The organism is Psychrobacter sp. P11F6 (assembly GCF_001435295.1).
GTDB lineage: Bacteria > Pseudomonadota > Gammaproteobacteria > Pseudomonadales > Moraxellaceae > Psychrobacter.
On sequence record NZ_CM003594.1, the window covers coordinates 614,764 to 635,252 of the forward strand.

At 44.9% G+C, this 20,489-nt stretch carries 14 protein-coding genes; 4 read left to right on the forward strand and 10 right to left on the reverse strand.

Annotation, left to right across the window (positions count from 1 at the left end; translation table 11 throughout):
• Positions 1–142 precede the first annotated feature (142 nt).
• Positions 143–3,523, forward strand: a complete 3,381-nt coding sequence (locus AK822_RS02595) for a DNA translocase FtsK (protein WP_060490466.1) — start codon at positions 143–145, stop codon at positions 3,521–3,523.
• Positions 3,524–3,739: 216 nt separating this feature from the next.
• Positions 3,740–5,233 (forward strand): amidase, encoded by a 1,494-nt coding sequence (locus AK822_RS02600; protein ID WP_060490467.1) that lies wholly within the window; start codon positions 3,740–3,742, stop codon positions 5,231–5,233.
• Positions 5,234–5,264: 31 nt separating this feature from the next.
• Here AK822_RS02600 and AK822_RS02605 read toward each other — a convergent pair whose 3' ends face one another.
• From AK822_RS02605 to dapC, 8 genes are all read right to left on the reverse strand, one after another.
• On the reverse strand, positions 5,265–6,158 hold the full coding sequence (locus AK822_RS02605) for a DODA-type extradiol aromatic ring-opening family dioxygenase (protein ID WP_087945539.1): 894 nt from the start codon (positions 6,156–6,158) through the stop codon (positions 5,265–5,267).
• Between the two features lie 128 nt (positions 6,159–6,286).
• Positions 6,287–6,775 carry a 23S rRNA (pseudouridine(1915)-N(3))-methyltransferase RlmH gene (gene rlmH / locus AK822_RS02610; RefSeq protein ID WP_055125193.1) on the reverse strand — a complete coding sequence of 163 codons (489 nt, stop codon included), beginning with the start codon at positions 6,773–6,775 and terminating at the stop codon, positions 6,287–6,289.
• Positions 6,776–6,904: 129 nt separating this feature from the next.
• Entirely contained in the window at positions 6,905–7,453 is a 549-nt protein-coding gene (locus AK822_RS02615) for a DUF421 domain-containing protein (RefSeq protein ID WP_060490468.1), read from the reverse strand.
• A gap of 147 nt (positions 7,454–7,600) precedes the next feature.
• A complete protein-coding gene (locus AK822_RS02620) occupies positions 7,601–8,116 on the reverse strand; it encodes an ABZJ_00895 family protein (RefSeq protein WP_060490469.1) in 516 nt (171 codons plus the stop codon).
• 43 nt (positions 8,117–8,159) lie between these two features.
• The gene (dacB, locus tag AK822_RS02625; protein ID WP_228139052.1) at positions 8,160–10,178 is read right to left on the reverse strand and encodes a D-alanyl-D-alanine carboxypeptidase/D-alanyl-D-alanine endopeptidase; all 2,019 of its coding nucleotides are present in this window, start codon (positions 10,176–10,178) and stop codon (positions 8,160–8,162) included.
• 119 nt (positions 10,179–10,297) lie between these two features.
• Positions 10,298–10,903, reverse strand: a complete 606-nt coding sequence (locus AK822_RS02630) for a 3'-5' exonuclease (protein ID WP_060490470.1) — start codon at positions 10,901–10,903, stop codon at positions 10,298–10,300.
• A 34-nt stretch (positions 10,904–10,937) separates the two neighbouring features.
• Positions 10,938–12,878 (reverse strand): DUF294 nucleotidyltransferase-like domain-containing protein, encoded by a 1,941-nt coding sequence (locus AK822_RS02635; RefSeq protein ID WP_060490471.1) that lies wholly within the window; start codon positions 12,876–12,878, stop codon positions 10,938–10,940.
• A 158-nt stretch (positions 12,879–13,036) separates the two neighbouring features.
• Positions 13,037–14,293 carry a succinyldiaminopimelate transaminase gene (gene dapC, locus AK822_RS02640; protein WP_060490472.1) on the reverse strand — a complete coding sequence of 419 codons (1,257 nt, stop codon included), beginning with the start codon at positions 14,291–14,293 and terminating at the stop codon, positions 13,037–13,039.
• A 257-nt stretch (positions 14,294–14,550) separates the two neighbouring features.
• On the opposite strand from dapC, the gene AK822_RS02645 reads away from it, so the two are divergent.
• Entirely contained in the window at positions 14,551–15,222 is a 672-nt protein-coding gene (locus AK822_RS02645) for a DUF1097 domain-containing protein (RefSeq protein WP_045447700.1), read from the forward strand.
• 106 nt (positions 15,223–15,328) lie between these two features.
• On the opposite strand, the gene glnD is transcribed toward AK822_RS02645, so the two are convergent.
• Together glnD and map are read right to left on the reverse strand one after the other, a co-directional pair.
• Positions 15,329–18,091, reverse strand: coding sequence for a [protein-PII] uridylyltransferase (gene glnD, locus AK822_RS02650; protein WP_060490473.1), 2,763 nt, complete (start codon positions 18,089–18,091; stop codon positions 15,329–15,331).
• A gap of 215 nt (positions 18,092–18,306) precedes the next feature.
• Positions 18,307–19,098, reverse strand: a complete 792-nt coding sequence (gene map, locus AK822_RS02655; RefSeq protein WP_372815769.1) for a type I methionyl aminopeptidase — start codon at positions 19,096–19,098, stop codon at positions 18,307–18,309.
• Positions 19,099–19,396: 298 nt separating this feature from the next.
• Between map and AK822_RS02660 the strand changes: the two genes are divergently transcribed.
• Positions 19,397–20,473 (forward strand): esterase/lipase family protein, encoded by a 1,077-nt coding sequence (locus tag AK822_RS02660; protein WP_060490474.1) that lies wholly within the window; start codon positions 19,397–19,399, stop codon positions 20,471–20,473.
• Positions 20,474–20,489 lie beyond the last annotated feature (16 nt).

Sequence of the window (20,489 nt, forward strand, 5' to 3'; positions counted from 1 at the left end):
AGACAATGTTTTCTGTACACTTCGCTAAGTGCGTTTGTATCAGCACTTTATATCCAACCCTTTATCAGCGCTTTATGTCAGCATGATTAGGCTTAGTCATGCATTGGCGACCATTTAGTATTAATAACAAGGCAGATCTTACGTGATATCAGCACCGCTTATTGAGTATTTAAAAAAGGGAATATTTACCCTCCTTGGGTTAATACTGGCCGTTTATCTATTTGTCATTTTGATGACATATACCAGTAATGATCCTAGTTGGTCGCATATCAGTAGCGATATGACCACGATTAATAATGTAGGCGGCGAATCGGGTGCTTGGTTATCTGACTTGCTTTATAGCTTCTTTGGTTTTGGTGCATGGTGGCTGCTGGCATTTGTGGTTTATGAGTCTATCCTTATTTGGTGGGACAACAAGCCAACGTTTTGGCTGATGCGAGTGGTTGCTTATGTGTTTTTATTATTAAGTGCCAGTGCGTTGTTTGCACAATTGGTGGCGTTAGTACAGCAATTGACCAATCCAGGAACGCTAGGGCTGGAAAGCGTGGCTGGTGGCATAATTGGGTTTGAATTACAGGCGCGTTTGGCACAGCTTTTATCGCAGTGGGGGAGTGTGATTTTCTTGACGGCATTCGTCATTATTACCGCGACTTTTGCCTTTAATATTCATTGGCTAGCAATTTATGAGAAGGTTAAGGCGCTATCGTGGCTTGGCTCAGGGGTGAAGCGTCAGGGTAGGATGCATGATAGTGTGTCAACCACGCCAGAAAATATCAATGCCAAGCAAAATGATGAAAACATAGCTAAGAGTAACGCGAAAAAAGACGCAGCCGATCACGAGCAGTTACCACTTGAATTGCAAGTTGCTGGCAATGCTCAAGCCGTAGACAACAGCGGTCGGTTCAGCAATGTGTTGTCAGAGTTCTTGGCAACGTCAGGGTTGGCTGAGAGCGTTAAAGCGTCTGTAGTTGCCGTAACACAAGCGGCGACGCCTAATTCAGCTGCTAAATCTAGTCGTGAGAATAGTGAGCCTGTCCCTGTCTCAGTAGAAACACCTAGCAGTACTGTTCAAAATCTAGCAAGTCATACGAATACATCGACGCCGTCAAGTCCTGCCATGACTGCTATCCGTAAAGTCGAGCCAAGCTTTGCTTGGAATGACGCCAATACTGTCGATGACTTGTTAGCCAGCGAGCAAATGGCTTATCACGCTAATAATATGAACACTTCTGATTCAGCTGCTACTACTTCTGTATCTGCTGATAGCAATACTGAGTCGTTAGAGACAGTGGTGCTAGACTCTACAGCGATATCAGCCGTAGAGATGTCCGAAGCTCAATCAACAGAGAACTTGCCGTCAATAGCTCAGCCATCAATAAATGAGCTGGTATACGGTGAGACGGCTGACGAAACGGATAATGAGCCTAAATCGTTCGAGTTAGAGGATAAAGTGGAGGCCGTTGATATACTGGCCGATGCATGGTTGGCAGAGCATGCGGATGTCTCAACATCTACAGCTATGCAGCCTGCAGAAACAGGGCAACCTTCAGAAACAGTGCAAGCAGCCAATAGGACTGAGCTGCCCAGACAAGCAGCAGTCACAGCGCCTGCGACAGACTCATCTAATAGTGAAATGAACGACTTTACTGATAAATGGTTTGATGAAGAGCCTGAACTGTCAGAGGATTTCGAACCTTCTTATATATCTAATGAAGCGAGTGTCGCCAAAGCAGTAGACGTGGTTGAACCAGTTGCGTCAGTCGCTGATATGACGCCGACCAATACGCCACCGTCTAATCCTAAACTGCCGCCTACGGTAGAAACCCGCGTCACAGCATCAGCTATTGAACCAATAGTTTTGCCTAAACCAACGGTAAGTTTTGCGGTACCTGAGGGCGATAGTAGCAATCATATCACTGACATGATGCCAGAGGATGATAGCGCTGAGGATGTCAATGCGCCCGTTATGCCAGATATTAGTGATGATGCCGCCTTCAGTCAAAAATCACGCTCGATGCAAACGGCTGCCTATCGCAGTAGCCTAACGCCTATTCCAGAGATTTCTATTTTGGATAAGCCAGACCCTGATCGTAAGCCCAGTTATACCGTCGCCGAGCTTGAGCAATTATCAGAGTTACTAGAGATTAAGTTACAAGAGTTTAATGTAAAGGCGACTGTGGTCAACGCCATTCCGGGTCCTGTTGTTACCCGCTTTGAAGTGGAGCTTGCTGCTGGTGTAAAAGCCAGTAAGGTTACCGGTATTTCACGTGATTTAGCGCGCTCGCTATCGATGGCGTCTTTGCGTGTGGTTGAAGTGATTCCGGGTAAGCCGTATATCGGTATCGAAGTACCCAATAAGCAGCGCGAAATGGTACGTTTGATTGAGCTATTGAATACCGAAAAATTCCAAGATCCTAAAGCCCAAATCAGCATGGCGATGGGTAAGGATATCGGTGGTAATGCCATCATTACTGACCTTGCGCGCGCGCCGCATATGTTGGTTGCTGGTACGACAGGTTCGGGTAAATCGGTATTGGTCAACTCGATGCTACTATCGATGCTACTCAAATATACGCCAAATGAGCTGCGTCTCATTTTGATTGATCCAAAGCAGCTCGAGCTTGCCAACTATAATGATATTCCACATCTATTAACACCAGTCGTCACCGATATGACTGAAGCGGCCAGTGCTTTGTCATGGTGCGTGGCAGAGATGGAACGTCGCTATCAACTGATGAGTTTGCTCAAAGTGCGTAAGCTTAATGAGTTTAATAAAAAGGTCATTGCTGCTGAAAAATCGGGCAATCCGATGCTTGATCCTTTATGGCGACCTAATGACAGTGTGAGTATCAGCCAAGCACCGAAGCTAAAAACCTTACCGATGATTGTCATTGTCGCGGATGAGTTTGCCGATATGATCATGCAGGTTGGTAAGCAAGCCGAAGAGCTTATCACCCGTCTTGCACAAAAATCGCGGGCAGCAGGGATTCATTTAATGCTGGCTACCCAGCGTCCATCGGTCGATGTCATCACGGGTTTGATTAAAGCCAATATTCCCGTGCGGGCGGCACTACGTGTGAACTCAAAAGTGGATTCGCGGACGATTCTGGACAGTGGTGGTGCCGAAGACATGCTGGGTAATGGTGATATGCTCTTTCTAGGACCTGGGCAAATTGAGCCAGATCGTGTGCATGGTGCGTATGTCAGCGATGAAGAGGTCAACCGTGTCTGTGACGCGTGGCGCGAACGCGGTGCGCCTGATTATATTGATAATATGGCAGGCAACTTTGAACTATCTAGTCCTAGTGGCGGTGGTAGTACGGCTAACGCCTCTGGTGAGGACGACGACCTTTATAATGATGCTGTGGCCTTTATTATGGAGACGCGGAAAGTTTCTGCTTCTAGTATTCAGCGTAAATTTAGCATCGGCTATAACCGTGCCGCACGTATCGTAGATTCTATGGAGGACGCGGGGTTGGTCAGCTCAATGGGCAAAAGCGGTAAGCGTGAGCTATTAATGTAGCGTTTAGATTATATTAGACAATAAAAAAGACGAGTCACGAGAGTGGTTCGTCTTTTTTATTGAAAAAATATGATAACGCTCATGTCTGAATGACCAATCAGTTTTTTTATCAATTATCAGCACTCGTTTTTTATACTAAACTGACCTTTGTTGATAGCATAAATATCACTCAGTTTTCAGAAATCTTAGGTTCATTACTCAGCAAGGATGCAGGTTATGTTTAAAGAATATACTCAATATGATGCCATAGCATTGGCGGCATGGGTCAATGCAGGTGAAGTCAGCGCTAAAGAGGTGTTAGATGCTGCCGTCTATCAAGCCAACACACTCAATCCCAAATTAAACGCCATCATCCATCGTTTCGATGAGCGTGCTTATCATGCTGCACAGGCGGGATTACCCTCAGGTATATTCAATGGTGTGCCTTATTTGCTCAAAGATTTGTCATTTAGCTTTGCCAATGAGCCAATCACGATGGGCAGTCGTAGTGTTAATATCATCTCTGAGAGCGACAGTGAAATCGTCAAGCGCATGAAAGCCACAGGCGTGAATACTTTTGGCAAAACCAATACGCCAGAATTTGGTTTAATTATTACCACTGAACCAAAAGCCCATGGTGCGACTCATAACCCTTTTAAAAAAGGTTACAGCTCTGGCGGTTCATCGGGCGGTAGTGCAGCATCAGTAGCGAGCGGTATCGTACCGATGGCGGGCGCGGGTGATGGTGGTGGCTCGATACGCTTCCCTGCTGCTTGGTGCGGCGCGTTTGGACTCAAACCCAGCCGTGGTCGTAACCCAATAGGCCCTAAATTCGGGGAAGGCTGGGAAGGTGCAGTCGCAGATCACGTGATTACCCGCAGCGTACGTGACAGTGCCGCGATGCTCGACGCTACAAATGGCGCAGAGATTGGTGCGCCTTATGTCATCGCGCCACCTGAGGGTACATTTTTGCAAGCAGCGATGCGCGCACCAAGGCCGTTAACCATTGCCTTGCATCAACAGCCATTGATTGCCAATACTGTGGTGGATAAAGAAGTGTTAGCCGTATTAGAGCAAACGGCTAAGCAGCTAGAAGCCATGGGTCATCGTGTCATACCCGCTGAGCCGAATATCAATATCGAGCAGTTTTGGCATGACTTTATGGTGGTGGTCTGCACCCATACCGCTTTTACCATTGATAATATCGAGCGTGACTTTGGGGCAGAACATATCAAAAACCTAGAACCGCAAACCTACAATATGGCATTGCTAGGTCGCTCGTTATCAGCCGTTGATTTGGCGCATGCTAAGCATGGTTGGCATCACAGTCAGTATCAAACTGGCTTGCTACTTGAAACCTATGACATGATTTTATGTCCGACCGTGCCGACACCTGCAGTTAAGCATGGTGTACTGCCACCAAGTCGTATGGATGAAATGCTCATGCGTAGCGCAGGATTGCTCAATAAGGGCATCGATATGGGTAAGTATGCCTTTAGCTCAGGTATGATCGAAAAGCTTAGTCAGCCTGTGCTGAGCAAAATGGCCTTTACACTACTGGGTAATATCACGGGATTGCCAGCGATGTCATTACCGGTAGGAATGAGTAAAAAAGGTTTGCCAATTGGGATGCAGCTGATTGGGCGTATGAATGATGAAGCGACATTATTCAGTGTGGCAGGGGAGATGGAACGAGTAGGGTTGTTTACCAAGGCAGCCTTTGAGAAGTAGGTGTGTATTCTATCGATTAAGTAATGATTACTTAATCAAATCGATAAATATCCATACCCAAGCTATGATGCGCCATGCTTTGATGAACAACTGAGACACGCTGACCTGTACCTAAGGCAAAAAACAATGGCAACAAATGCTCGTCACTCGGATGAATATCTTTATAGTCAGGGTATTGCTGCCAATCTAAAGCACTAGGAATGTCTGTTTTGAGCTGTTGTAGCAGCCATTGCTTAAATGCTTTAGCCGTTTGGTCAACACTATCTGCTTGCCAGCGTAATGCTTGCAGATTATGGGTAATGTTACCTGAGCCAATGATCAGTATTTGTTCCTCACGTAGGCGCGCTAGCTGCGCACCCAATTGATAACAGGCGATACTGTCATAATGCTGCGGTAGAGAAACCTGTACGATAGGTATCTCAGCCTCTGGATATAAGTGCCTGAGCGGCGCCCACACCCCATGATCGCAAGCCCGCACTGGATTAACACTACAAGTAATACCGCGTGCAGTGAGCTGCTGGGCAAGGGATTCAGCAAGTGCTGGTTGACCAGATGCAGGGTATTGAAGCTCATATAGCTCAGGCGGAAAACCTGAAAAATCGTGCCAAGTCTTGGGTTGCGGATTATTGCTTATTTCGAGTTTGGCGGATTGCCAATGCGCTGACATAATCAGGATGGCACGTGGCTTTGGTAAGTTTTGCCCGATACGACTCAGTGCACTGGTCGTGGCAGATTGTTCAATGGCAAGCGTGGGTGCGCCATGCGAGATAAACAATGCTGGTAGCTTAGCCACATTTGATTTTAAAATAGGCGCATCTGTCCAAACGCCAGTCGCTGTAATAGGCGTTGGCGAATGAGAGTACGAGTCATCAGGCTGATGAATTGCATGAGGGGCGTTAGGTGTCGCATGTTTTGGATATTTCATGTAGCGTTTATTAGGGCGCACCGCGATTTTTCAATTGCTTCTATCATTGATATTGTTGCCCATAAACTATCAGCACAGAATATCGGCACAAAATATTAGCACAGAGTATGGCAGTGTTTAACGACTGCTTAATTGCCACGATGATAAGGATGATTGTTGTTGATACTCATTGCGCGATACAACTGTTCCATTAGTACAACACGTACCAGCGGATGCGGTAATGTCAGCGCTGATAGTGACAATTTTACATCAGCTTTGGCTAATACTTCTGGTGATACGCCGTCCGCACCACCGATCACCAGTGCAATATCATCGCCTTGTTGCATGCCATCAGCTAATTTATCAGCCAGTCCTTCTGTTGAAATCATTTTACCTTTGACATCCAATACCCATAGTTGCTCACGCCCTGAGGCATTATGAGCGGCTAGTATTGACTGTCCTTCTTGCTCACGGTATTGTGCCAAATTGGCATCAGAAGGGTTTTTTGCACGCTTTGCGGCAGCAATTTCCACGATTTCTGTACTGAGCATAGGCTGGATACGCTTAAAATACTCATCGAACCCCGTCTGTACCCATTTAGGCATTTTATTACCGACGGTTAAAATCCTTACTTTCATAGCCAGTACCACTTTAATTTTATTCATTAGTCAAATGTAACAAAAGAATTTTACGCTGAAGTGAACGTAACAAACAAGATTTTACGAAGCTTTTTTTATGCTTTACTAATCTTCGATAAGCAATAGGTATTACATCAAAGGCTGTATGGTTTGCGAGACACTATCTTCTGTATTTTGGTCATTACCGCTCGCATCAGTTGGGCTGGGTTTTGGAATAATAGTAAGCTTGGCATCAGATTCAAAAACGATGGCTTCAACATCATCAAAACGATGCACTCCTTCAGAGCGCATCGCACATTCAATCTCTTGACGAGTTAGCCGCTCAGCGCGCATGGCATCTGGCAAAAACTGCCCTTGATAGAAAACAATACGCGGCTCTGACAAAATGAAACTGCTAAATTGCGGTGAGATAGAGGCGTATTTGGTGACTAAAAACTGCAATAGATAAAGTACTAAAATCGATGAAATCCCTTCGACAAAGGGAATGTCTTTGAGCAGAATAGTACTGGCACCAAGTGAACCGATCATCACGGTGACGATCCAATCAAAATTATTGAGCTGCGAGGTGGAGCGTTTACCTGAGACTTTGGTCACCAGTACGATCAACACATAAACCATGACAGTCGTCAAAACAATGCGTCCAAGCTTGTCTATATTGTCAAAAAAAACCATGTCCATGATAAATGCTCCTATTAAAATATAAAACCGTTAATCACCCACAATCATCCAAAAGGTTACTCATTAAAGTTAGCCTAACGGATTTTATGTATTAATAGGGAGAAAAATTTGTAGCACCTTGTAGAGGTTCGGCTGAGGTTTCCTCGCTCACATAGTTTTGCGTTTAGGGTCAAGCAGGCGATTGATCGCCCAAAGACTGATGCGAGCACTGACCAGTGTCAGCACCAATATCATCACCAGCGATGAGACCAATGGCAGTGGTTGCTGGACGGCCATCTCTAGTAAGACTTCGCGATTTACCGCATCAAACAACCAAAACCATATGGCTAAGAAGTAAATGACAGTCAGTAGCCAGACCACCGCGACACCGCCAAACATTAAGCGATTGATTTCACCGCTATTCAATGCGCGCTGCTGATGTTTGACAAATTTATGAACCGCGATATAAGCCCCGATAATGATAGACAACACCGTTACCAGTTGCGAATTCACAGCAAGCTTGGTTTGAATCATCATAAATATTGCGCTGGCAAGCGTATAGCCTATCGCGAAATATCCTACATATTGTGTCAGTTTAGGCTGCGCTGACTCATGGTTCTTCGGCAGCGGCTCGCCACCTGAATGAGTCTTGGATTTATTGAGATTGGTTGTCTTGCGTGACATAAGTGAACCTTTATAAAGGTGGAAAATAGGATTTGAAAAACACTTAATGCTGCGCCGTCCAATCAAGCATCGCATCTAGCACGGGTCTGGCTGTATAAGCGTTATGTGCTTGCTCACTATTGATGAGTCCAACCACGACATAATCCTGTCCCGACAATCCTTTGACATAGCCTGCCATCGAAGTGACGTTGTTTAAGGTACCTGTTTTTATCCACGCGCGACCAATGGCTGCTGATTCTGGTAGGCGTTCACTATGAGCGGTAATGGTGCCACTGACGCCAGCGATACCTAACGAGTTGACGTAAGCGTCAAAACTTGGATGGCTATAAGCATAAGTTAATAGCTCGCTTAGGTTGGCAGCTGTGATGGTACAGTCGCGGCAGAGTCCTGAACCATTGGTCAAATAGGGCGGCTGTGTGCTTAGATTGGTCTGCCACCATTGATTAATAGTTTGTAATGCGACAGGATAGCTCGTCGCAGTCGGCTTGCCAAATTGATACAAGCTATGTGAATTACTAATAACTTTATCGAGTGTTTTATTATCAATTTTATCATAAACACCAATCGATAACGCCACTTGCTCAGTCATCACATTGTTTGAAAAGTGATTGATATCGTAAATCTGCTGCGTCAAATTCAATGATGGGTAGCTGACAATAGGTAACGGTGAGATAGGTAGTGCTGCCAGACCATGCATTGATTTGGTACTTTTCGTTGTAGTGTAAGATGCTTCTTGAGTGATGACACTACCACTCAGCGTATTGCCTAGCTCTTGCCATTTTGCGGCAATAACGCGTGCCGCAAAATCTTTGGCGTCAGGATAAGCCACATAAAAAGCATGCTCTTGGCAGCTGTTTGGCAAATGAGTATTTAACACCAATTGTTTTGTTTGCCACTCAGGTGCGAGACTATAACGCGCTTGTCCACAGGCCGCCGAACGCGTATTTATGATGCTGGGCAAAGCATAATTTGCTAATTTTGGTGTATAAGTCAGATTTGCTTGGTCATCGTTTAACGGATAGCTTTTGATACCGATGGTACTAAAATTCACCAAAAAACCATCGGGACTGGCGTTATAAGGACGCAGTGGCGAATTGTCAAAGGCGGCAGGGTCTTTACTGACATTTTTAAAGACGCCACTGTCAATGATAATATCACCGTCGATATGATGGATACCGGACGACTGTACTTTATAAAGGAGCTGTTTTAAACGCTCGTGGGTCATTTTTGGATCACCGCTGCCTTGAATAATCAAATCGCCATGCAGACGGTCACCGATGACAAGGCCTGTATGATAGACACGAGTATGCCAAAAAAAATCAGCGCCTAGAGTGTCTAAAGCAATAAAGCTGGGAACGAGTTTCATGGTGCTGGCAGGCGTGCGAGCGATATCAGCTTGATGGTTCAGTAATGGTGAAAATGAAATTTTTATGGAGGTATTATCAGTACTGATGTCACCAGTTTTATTGTTACTGTTACTGGCGTTGTTGTCGTTAATGACAGCTGTTTTTGCCTCATTACCCAATATCGTTGGGATGCTTTCTAAGCTTTGATAAGTATAAGGATCATCGGTGTAGGCATGCAGTTTTTTCTCATGCTTTTCAATGGTACGCTGTTCAATAGTAATCAGCGTACTCTGTTGGCGCACATGGTTATTATTGGTTTTGTCATTATTATTTTGCGTGGTTTTTTGAGAATTACTTTTTATATCAGCATTTATATTGGCAGTCGGTTTTGGCTGAAGAGCGGGTTTAGGTGAGCGGTGCGTGCTGCTGCTATCAATAACCTGAATGGGAGTGGGCAGGTGACTGGCATTTTTATCACCGACTGGTGTGACGATAATACTAATATCAGCCTCTGTTAAATCGGCTCGTGATAATGCTGCTTCGATGGCTTTTGGTAGTGCTGCTTGCGCATGGATGGGCAGTATTGTCGCCGTTGCTAATAACGCCATGATAGGTGCGTATTTAGCAGGCGGCTTCGACGGTCGCAGATAACGAAAAAAAGGGAATAATTTGGCAGTAAAAGCAGAGGAATGACGGAGTTTAGAGGTGGGTCGCATGAGCATCTTTCATCAGGTGGCAAAAACAGCCTATGGTAACATGAGTTGCCGTTTTCGCGTAGATGGCAGGCGTAGATGAAAACCTGTTTTTATCTGAATTTTTAAAATACGCACACACGCTAGCGCACATGTAAAAATGCCATGGCGGTCATAATGGCATCGTTATAAGCATCGTGAGCGCCTAGATCGGGTATATTATAGTTCGCTAAAATATTGGTCAGATGCTGCGCTTGGCTAGATAGCCCTTGGGTTTGACCACTCATGCGCCGACTATATAAATGGCGTAAATCGATGACTTCGTTGGGCAGTGCTGTGCCCATATAGCGTTTGACCAGAGGGTTTAAAAACGCTGTGTCTAAACTCGTACAAAACCCCACAATTGGGCGATTACCTATAAATGGCAACAACAGCGCCAGCATCTCATCGTAGCTCATACCATGCTCAACATCGGCAGTACGTAGACCGTGAATCACAATGGTGTCACGGTCTGGCATCACAGGTGGTCTGCATACGATATGCATGCCATTGCCAGTGTCGATTGTATTGTCATTGATATGAATCGCGGCGACAGACAATAAATGGTGATTTTTTGGATTGAGTCCCGTCATTTCGCAGTCAATCGCTATCCATTGCTTAGCCACAGGTTTGGTAAACATCGATGCCAATTCTGGGCGCTGTAGCTGCGTTTTTTGCCAAGCGCAGGATAACTGTGTTAGCCAACTCATAGTTGTCGCTCATCCATTTATGCGATTGTTGTACTTATGCGAGCTCTAGTTGATAATGCTGACGTAGCTGGTTTTTAAAGCTTTTAACAACGGCCAAACATTCTTTTAATAAGTCGCGCTCAAGCGCGGTCAAGGTCATTGGGTTGACTTGCCGTGCATGTTTATCATCGGTTGATAGGGCGACTGATAGGCGCTGTGCCATAAAAAACTCCAAGGCTTCTAGTAAAGTATCCGCTCGCTCTTGGGTCAAGGCGCGCGCTTGTACCAAAGCTTTCAGACGATTTTTACTACTGGGCAGCTCTAAGATATCGTTTTCTAATGCCAAGGTACGAATGCCATGAACCAGTGGAAAGATACCGGCTTTCTTTAGGTCAATGTCTTCTGACCCGGATTTACCACCAAGCAAAGGCACGAACTTTTGCCACCACTGATTGACATCACCGAACTGTAGCGCGGCGCGCGCGAACTGGCGTACAAACATAGGGTCTGACTGCCTGTGGGCAACCTTTAAATGTTGACGCACCTGAGTCAATAATGACTCATCTCCGCAGACATATTCGCCATCGAGTATGGCGGACAAATAAATACCATGCATGGGATCCGTATTTCTAAACCATAAACCAATCTGGGCATTAAACTGTTTTAGCGGCTGTCGCCACATAGGGTTGGTCATCATGATATTACCATCGCACAGTGGATAACCGAGGTCTGCTAAATGCTGATTAAAAGTATCCGCAAATTCTGGTAGATCAGGGTGAGTATAGCCGTCACGTAAGATGAGCGCATTGTCTTGGTCAGTACGCATGATTTGCTCACCGCGCCCCTCGGAGCCCATCACGATCAGGCAGGTATTTGTCATGACCTCATCAGGCACGATAAGTTGCCAGAGCTTAGTAAATACCTGTGCATTCAAGGTCTGTACCATGCGGCTGATATTACCGATTTTGACACCGTTTTGATGTTGGGCGCGAATGTAACGACCGATAAGCTCGACGGCAGTATCTAAGCTCGATAAGTCTTTTGCTTGCTCGATTTGGATACTAATGAGCTGTGAATGATGACCAATATGCGCAAGCATATCGCTTTGTCCCAATATACCGACGACATCTCCATTTTGATCAATCACTGGTAGCCGATGGATACGATAGCGGGTCATGGTCAATAATGCATCGCCAATCTCATCACCGGCTTTGATGGTACGCAAGTTGAAATTAGCATAGCGCTGGCAGGGGGTAGTGGCTGGATCTTGCTGGTCACTCACGGCGCGGCAAATATCGGTATCGGTCAAAATACCCAATAGATGACCAGTACCATATTGCACCTCGCCCTCGTTTTTTAGGTGGTTTAAGGGTTGCACCAGTACATGTTTTAGCCCCGCTTTCGTCATGATAGACGCGGCTTCGTACAAGCTGTTATTGGCGTTGACGATATGGACTGGCAATAGATTGACGTCAATGACGGGCTGCAACATGATTTGCTGCACTTCTTGTTGATCATTGTAGCTAGCAGAGACTATGGATTTATTATTGCGGCGCTGCTGTAATGCCTTTAGCCGTTCGGGCAATTTGTCTGACAGCATTTGGCGCACTAGATGATTTTGGGCGCTGATTTTATCGACTGCGCTACCAGCGACTTGGAGCAGCAAGGTATCCTCAGCGGCTCGAAACTGATAGGTCTGCAGGGCTTTAGTATTAAGGCTATTTTCAGTCAATGATTCAGGCAGACGACGGCTGTCGAACCAGTCGTTATTATTGAGATGGTCGGAGTGATTACTACCCAAGTAAGAGGCAACAAACTCATCATCAAGCAATTGCTCAATCTGCCCTTTAATGACCACATACAGATATTGCAACTCTTCGGCAGTTAGATTCTCATTTTTGGCGAGGTAGCGGATTTGAGTATTTTTCCTGATGCTTTGGCGTTCAGCCAGACTCAATACGTCAAAGGGCGGCTGGGTAAAATCAAGATGGGGCATGGCATCATCCTTGATGGCATATTGAGTAAAAGATAATTGATGATAAAAGATACTTTACTATAGCATTATTAAAGCAAAAAACCTCTAATAACCACAGTAATATTGTGGCTATTAGAGGTTGCTGTTTTTTTGAAAGCTTTTGTGTATAAAGCGACTGCTTATGCGCCTAGTAATTTTCGAATACGGTTTATTGCTTCACGGCTTTCATCAACACTCGCAACGAGCGCAATGCGCACATAGCCTTGCCCAGGGTTTTTGCCATCAATATCACGTGACAGATAGCGCCCTGCTAGTGCGTGGATATTGGCCTGCTCGTACAGTGCTTTGACAAACCGCTCATCATCCCCATCGAATGGCTCAGGGACCTTTATCCAAAAGTAAAATCCAGCCTCAGGCATTCGTAACTCTAGTAGTTCACCAAGCTCAGACATCCACAAGGCAAACTTTTCTTGATACAGAGCGCGATTGTGTGCCACATGCTTTTCATCTTGCCATGCAGCGATCGAGGCGAGCTGATGTGGTATCGGCATCGCACAGCCTTGATAAGTACGATATTGCAGATAAGCTTGCAAAATATTGGCATCACCTGCCACAAACCCTGAGCGCAAACCAGGCAGATTTGAACGCTTAGATAAAGAGTGAAAGACAATACAGTTTTTGAAATCATGACGACCGAGGGCAGCGCAGGCTTGCAATAGTCCAATCGGTGCCGTATCAAAATACAGCTCGCTATAGCACTCGTCACTGGCAATAATAAAATCGTACTGATCTGACAGACGAATGAGATATTCCCAATCCTCCATCGTCATGACCGAGCCCGTCGGATTGTTCGGACTACAAACAAACAGCAACTGCGTGCGCGCCCAAACATCTTTTGGTACGGCGCGATAGTTACCTTTAAAGTCATCGTCCAGTGTGCAAGGCACAAAATAAGGCTTGGCTTGCGCCAGTATCGCTGCACCCTCATATATTTGGTAAAAAGGGTTGGGCATGACTATTGTAGGAGCAGCCATAGGAGAAACGGCAGATAACGGGTCAGAGACAGATAGAGGACTACTCTCTGTATCGCTTACTTTATGATCCACGACTGCTTGTACCAGACTAAAAATAGCCTCGCGTGTGCCCATTACTGGCAATACTTGCGTATTGGCATCGACATGGTTCAAAAAGAAGCGTTTTTCTAGCCAATGCGCGATGGTTTGGCGCAGCTCAAACATGCCATTAGTCGTTGGATAACGACTTATTTTGTCCAAATTTTCACGTAGTACGTCCAGCACCAACGCTGGTGGCTCATGTTTTGGTTCACCAATACCGAGCTTGATTTCACTGTAGTCATGGGCTGGCACACTGTTAGCAAGCAATGTCGCCATCTTTGCAAAAGGATAAGGATGCAGGTACGTTAAGTTGTGATTCATAAGTAGGGTAACTATAATAGACAATTAATAATAAAGTTATAAAGAAAAATTACATTTAAGCAGTGTAGCACTTCTCTTATTTTTTGTCTTTTACTTCTCATGCTCAAGCTGCTTAGCTATTTAACCATAAATTATAATAACTAATGAAGCCGTCACAGATTTAAAAATCCTAAAAAAAGCTTATCAATTGATAACTTATAACAATACAAAAAACTGCTGTCAGCCCTAATGATAGATTATGGCGAGGATAATTTGATATGCCTAGTATCTCAAAAACTAATGATCTTAACGCGACAGACATTCAAGATGAAAATTTTGATGATGCGCAACAGCGAGCCAAATTGTACGAGCTATTAAAACAGCGGGAGCAAAGCTGGTGGCAAGCTCGCCAGCAATTAATTAGCCATAAAGAACGAAAAATGTTTTGGTACGGTGAAAACAGCTTGATGATGTGGTTACTGTGGCAACTGGTCAGTTACGTGATCGTTGCGATGGTGCTGATGTTGCTTAGCAATCAGCTCGGTATTTTACTACCCTTATGGCAATATATTGCCTTGTTTGTCGTACAGACAGTAATTTTTGTGGCCATGCTCGCGTCCAAAAGTCGAATGGCAGACAGCTTGCAACGTAAAATTGATAAAGATGAGTTGATGCGCGAAGAGGCACTGAATGAGATGATTATCTTAGCAGAGGACAGCCTTTATCCCGATGTGCATGCCAAATCGCCTATTTCTCTAAGACAAATCTATGAGTGTTTTGGCAGAGATTTTCATTTAGCAAGTTTGCATTGTTTGCTGCAAAAAGAGGTCAACGCTGGGCGCTTAATACTGACGCAAAAACAGATTGAAGCAGAGATTCTGCCACCAGATCTTGCGGATGATGAGCTCAATGAGCACGCTAGCGAAATGATATATAAAAGCACCTTATAAAAGGTGCTTTTGATATTAATGGGTTAAAAAATACAAAGCATGCCATCAATGAATGGATGATACACACTGAATATTTATCTTAGACTTATCTTGTAAGCCCATTTGTTCAATCACATTTGCTGTAAGCAGCAGGCTGCTCTCTTTGCATACTGAGACTTGCCATCAAGGCGGATCGTAGCGCTTCAAGTCTAGCAGCAGATAGCGGTTCATCATTTTGATCGCTGATATAAAACATATCTTCTGCACGTTCGCCCAAAGTGGTGATACGCGCCGCATGTACCTCAATTTTCTCCTGCAAAAACACCTGTCCTACTCTTGCCAGTAGCCCCGGCTGATCAAGGGTTTCTAAGCTCATAATATGCTGATCAGAAGCCTCATTAAACTCAAAATTAATCACCGTGGTCACTTCAAAGTGTCTAAGCTGACGCGGTATACGCTTATTGGTAAGCTTCAATACTGTCGGGTCTTTAAAGGCATTGATTAAGCGCTGTTTGAGCTCTTGTTGACTGTCCTCATCGACCAATAATGTGCCACTGGGATCAAGCAGTACATAGGAGTCCAAAGCAAAATCGCGGGTAGCAGTAATAATACGGGCGTCTAAAACATCCAAGTTCATTTGATCGAATACAGCCATGGTGACTGCAAACAGGTTCGTCTGATCTTGGGTATAAACAAAGACCTGTACCGCATCAAGGGCCAACTCACGATGCTCACGCAGTACTACCAATGGCGGGCTATCTGCATTAGAAGCAAGACCAATCGGTGGATGGTTCAAAATGGCCTCGGTATGCCATAAGATGTCTTCAGGAATTTCTCTCAAGAAATATTCATCACCCAAATCATCCCATAGCCTCAAGACTTCATCGCGATTCATGTGTTGATTGTTGACGCTATCGAGCATCGCTAAGGCTTGGGTACGTGTGGCACTGATCATATCTTGGCGATTAGTAGGTGCATCGATATCAGCGCGCAAAATGCGCCGAGTTTGTGAGTATAACTGTTTCATTAATGTGGCACGCCAGCTGTTCCACAACTGTGGATTGGTCGCATTCATATCCGCAACAGTGAGCACATATAAATGATTGAGGTGGGTGACGTTACCGACTAAATTGGCAAAAATAGTGACCACTTCTGGATCTGAGATGTCTTTTTTCTGAGCAGTCATTGACATCAATAAATGATAGCGAGTTAGCCAACCGACCAAATTGGCATCTGCCAGACTCATACCATGCGCCAAACAAAATTCAGTCGACTCGGTTTGTCCAAGCTCACTATGGTTGCCACCGCGACCTTTGGCAATATCATGGAACATGGCGGCCAGTACCAAGATTTCCTTGCGCTCGATACGCTGAAAGATAGAGCTGACCAGTGGAAAATCTTCATAAAACCGTGGGTCGGTGAAGCGATGTAAAATCCGAATCAAAAATAAGGTATGCGCATCAACCGTATAACGGTGAAATAAATCATATTGCATTAGACCGGTCACTTGGGCGAACGCAGGAATGTAGCTGCCTAAGACGCCATAGCGATTCATGGCACGCAGGCGATGAAACAGATAATTCTGCTCTTTTAAATTGGCTAAAAAGAGCGCTTGGTGAGCGGGGTTATCACGGTAGACTTGATCGATGCCACGCGCGGCGATTTTTAGCGCACGCAACGTATGAGTACGCACGTTTTTGATACCGTACTGACCCATCAGTAAAAACATCTCTAGGATAGCATCAGGGTGCTGAGCAAAAACCCGATGATGCGCCATGGCGATTTGGTCACCAACTTGGTTAAAGCGCGCATTGATTGGCTGCTTTTTTGGACGCTCATCATCAGGTAACTGCGGCTCTATAATCGTCTCGTAGTAGTGATTGGTCAGCATCTCAGACAGCGTTGATATCTGCATGGCACAGCGATAATAGTCGCGCATAAAACGCTCGACGGCGGCATTTGGCTGATCGTCTGGCTGCGTCTCATAACCCATCAATTGGGCAATCTCACGCTGATAATCAAACAGCAGCTTGTTTTCGTTGCGACCAGTCAATACATGCAGATAATGACGTATTTGCCATAAATAACCTTCTGCAAAGTTCAGCTCATCGAACTCTTTTTCAGTCAAAAAGTTTTGTTGTACTAAGTCATACAGCTTACCCACTCGAAAATAGCGTTTGGTCACCCAGCCGATGATATGAATGTCGCGTAGACCACCAGGGGCGGTTTTTATATTGGGTTCAAGGTTGTACTCGGTGGCATTGTGCTGTAAGTATCGCGCTTTAGCTTCTGCGATTTTTACTTCAAAAAACTCACGCGGCGACCACTGTTTATTGACAATTTGAACCGGCACATCCTGTAAAGCCTCATTACCGATTAATAGCCGAGCTTCTAGCTGGGCACTGGCAATGGTGTGATCAAGGGACGCCTCTAAAGCGTCATTAACACTACGTACCGAGAGAGCAGGCTCTAATCCGATATCCCACAATAGCGCCACCAACCGATCTATTTTCCCACTGGCATCAGCGCCAATCTCATCAGGGGAGAGCAATAAAATGTCGATGTCTGAATAAAGCGACAGCTCGCCGCGACCATAACCGCCTGTGGCAAATAAAGCCAAATCTGTCTTATCCAGCTCAAACCAGTTAAACAAGGCAATCAGCAATTCGTCAATCGCACCAGAGCGTGCCGCCACCAATTGACGAATATTGACACCGCGTTCAAGTGCACGGTTCATATCCTGATTAATTTGAGTCAACCAGTGAGGAATACCCAGTAGCGACTTTTCAGTGACAGGGGTGTCCGCTAGCAGTGACGCGTTTGTCGCTATATCCTTTGATAATAGAGGTAAAGGTGTCAGATCGATAGAAGCGACATCACAAGTAAACATGAGTGTTATCCCGTTAAGAGTTTTAAAATAAAACGTTTCAGCTGAAAAGCGTAGAATCACCAGTGTGCTGGTAGCTGACAAAATTCACAAATAGAAGTTACCAATATAAGTTATTAAGTCATCAGAGTATAAAGATAAAAAGCGGGTGAGCACAATACTCAATATGACCTAATTATTGGCCAAAAAAAAGACCGCCTAGGCGATCTTTTTTGATATTACTGGGTCAAAAAACTCAAATCTTCTTCAGGGCGAGTGGTAAACACCTCACAGCCATTATCGGTCACGACCATCGTATGCTCCCACTGTGCTGACAGCTTACGGTCTTTAGTAATCGCCGTCCATTCATCAGGCAAAATCTTGGTTTGCCATGTACCTTGGTTAATCATCGGCTCGATGGTAAAGGTCATGCCTGTTTTTAGCTCAAAGCCTGTACCTTTTTTGCCATAGTGCATGACTTGCGGCTCATGGTGAAACTCATTACTAATGCCGTGACCACAGAACTCGCGAACGATACTAAAACGCTCAGGCTCGACCACTGCTTGGATAGCAGCGCCGACATCACCTAGACGCGCACCATTTTTGACGACACTCATACCAGCATAAAGAGCGTCTTGTGCCACTTTGCAGATACGCTGTGCCATGATAGAGCCGTTACCAACGATCCACATTTTTGAGGTATCGCCATAGTAGCCATCTTTTATCACAGTCACATCGATATTAATGATATCGCCATCTTTGAGTAGCTTGTTTTCGGCTGGAATACCATGACAAACCACATGGTTAATCGAGGTACAAATTGATTTTGGGAAGCCATTATAGTTAAGCGGTGCAGGAATAGCCTGTTGCACATTAACGATATAGTCATGGGCGATTTGGTTAAGTGCCTCGGTACTGATGCCAACTCGAACGTGCTCATCGAGCATGACAAGGACATCACTGGCAAGTTTACCGGCCACGCGCATTTTTTCTATGGCTTCTGGGGACTGGATAAGGGATTTTTTAGTCATCATTATATTACTTATAGTTATGGAATTAATGGCTTGAATTATAACATAAATGAAGACGCCGCTGTTTTACGTTAAGTGATAGTGAACCTATCATTATTATTGATAATAATTGCTTTACAGCGAAGTAGGGGCAGTTGTGACCCTCTAGTCACGATAATATATTCATATTTTGACAATTTAGTTGAATGTTACAGAAGATATAAGTAATGTAATTTTGCATGCTAAAGGAATTAGCAGCAATCTTTGCCGATATTATCAGGTAAAGATAATCAAAATTAATGATAACAAGGACGTTATTATGACGCTAAAATTTTCTCTAGCTTCGGCTTTCACGCCCAGCGCATTTCTCCCCTCACTTGGTGTTATCGGTGCCGGTGTACTTTTAATGGCTTTACAAACCACCTCAGCTCAAGCTGCTGGTCAATACTATAATTGTGCCAATTCAACCGGATGTAAGCTGGTCAGCAACAAATACTGGACGTCAAATCATACTGATACAAAATACCCAATTGTTATGGCACATGGTCTTGGCGGCTTCACTAACTTGTTTGGGATTATCGACTACTTCAATGGCATTCCTCAAGAGTTGATGAAAGGCGGCTCAGAGGTATACACCACCAAAACGTCAGCCGTCAATAACAGTGAGATTCGCGGAGAGCAACTGCTACAACAAGTCAAAACCATCACTGCCATTTCAGGTGAGGCTAAAGTCAATTTATTTGGACACAGTCAAGGCGGTATAGATATCCGCTATGTTGCTGGCGTCGCGCCAAAATATGTCGCATCAGTTACGGCAGTCTCAAGCCCAGAACAAGGGTCAAAAACGGCAGATTTTGTCAAAAACACCCTTGAGCCAAACAACACCACAGGTAATCCATCCAATGTCACAACACAGCTAGTCTCAGGCGTGTTCAATTTGATTGGTGGCTTTACAGACGTTGGTTCAGGTATCAGTTTTAAAGAGATACAAGAGCAAGATGGCTGGCAAGCGCTCGTAGCTCTATCAACCGATGGTGCGGCTAAGTTCAATGCCAAATTTCCTGCGGCAATGCCAAAAAACTATTGTGGTCAGCCGACCAGTACTGCTATCAATGGTATCAAATACTATTCGTTCAGCGGGGTTGGGCAAATAACAAGCGCACTTGATCCTAGTGATTATTTATTGGCAGCAACGAGCGTGCCGTTTGCAGGCGAGTCTAATGATGGGTTGGTGTCTGCTTGCTCAAGTCGTCTTGGTTATGTGATTCGGGATAATTATAGAATGAATCATTTGGATTCAGCCGATCAAGTATTGGGTCTGACGGCATGGGGCGATTCTGAGCCAAAATCTATCTATCGTACTCAGGTCAATCGTCTTAAAAACGCTAACCTTTAATAACATACGCTTTTAA

Coding starts and splice junctions, on each gene's coding strand:
- AK822_RS02600 (WP_060490467.1), top strand. CDS start 3,740: ATGTTTAAAGAATATACTCAATATGATGCCATAGCATTGGCGGCATGG.
- AK822_RS02605 (WP_087945539.1), bottom strand. CDS start 6,158: ATGAAATATCCAAAACATGCGACACCTAACGCCCCTCATGCAATTCAT.
- rlmH (WP_055125193.1), bottom strand. CDS start 6,775: ATGAAAGTAAGGATTTTAACCGTCGGTAATAAAATGCCTAAATGGGTA.
- AK822_RS02615 (WP_060490468.1), bottom strand. CDS start 7,453: ATGGACATGGTTTTTTTTGACAATATAGACAAGCTTGGACGCATTGTT.
- AK822_RS02620 (WP_060490469.1), bottom strand. CDS start 8,116: ATGTCACGCAAGACAACCAATCTCAATAAATCCAAGACTCATTCAGGT.
- dacB (WP_228139052.1), bottom strand. CDS start 10,178: ATGCGACCCACCTCTAAACTCCGTCATTCCTCTGCTTTTACTGCCAAA.
- AK822_RS02630 (WP_060490470.1), bottom strand. CDS start 10,903: ATGAGTTGGCTAACACAGTTATCCTGCGCTTGGCAAAAAACGCAGCTA.
- AK822_RS02635 (WP_060490471.1), bottom strand. CDS start 12,878: ATGCCCCATCTTGATTTTACCCAGCCGCCCTTTGACGTATTGAGTCTG.
- dapC (WP_060490472.1), bottom strand. CDS start 14,293: ATGAATCACAACTTAACGTACCTGCATCCTTATCCTTTTGCAAAGATG.
- AK822_RS02645 (WP_045447700.1), top strand. CDS start 14,551: ATGCCTAGTATCTCAAAAACTAATGATCTTAACGCGACAGACATTCAA.
- glnD (WP_060490473.1), bottom strand. CDS start 18,091: ATGTTTACTTGTGATGTCGCTTCTATCGATCTGACACCTTTACCTCTA.
- map (WP_372815769.1), bottom strand. CDS start 19,098: ATGACTAAAAAATCCCTTATCCAGTCCCCAGAAGCCATAGAAAAAATG.
- AK822_RS02660 (WP_060490474.1), top strand. CDS start 19,397: ATGACGCTAAAATTTTCTCTAGCTTCGGCTTTCACGCCCAGCGCATTT.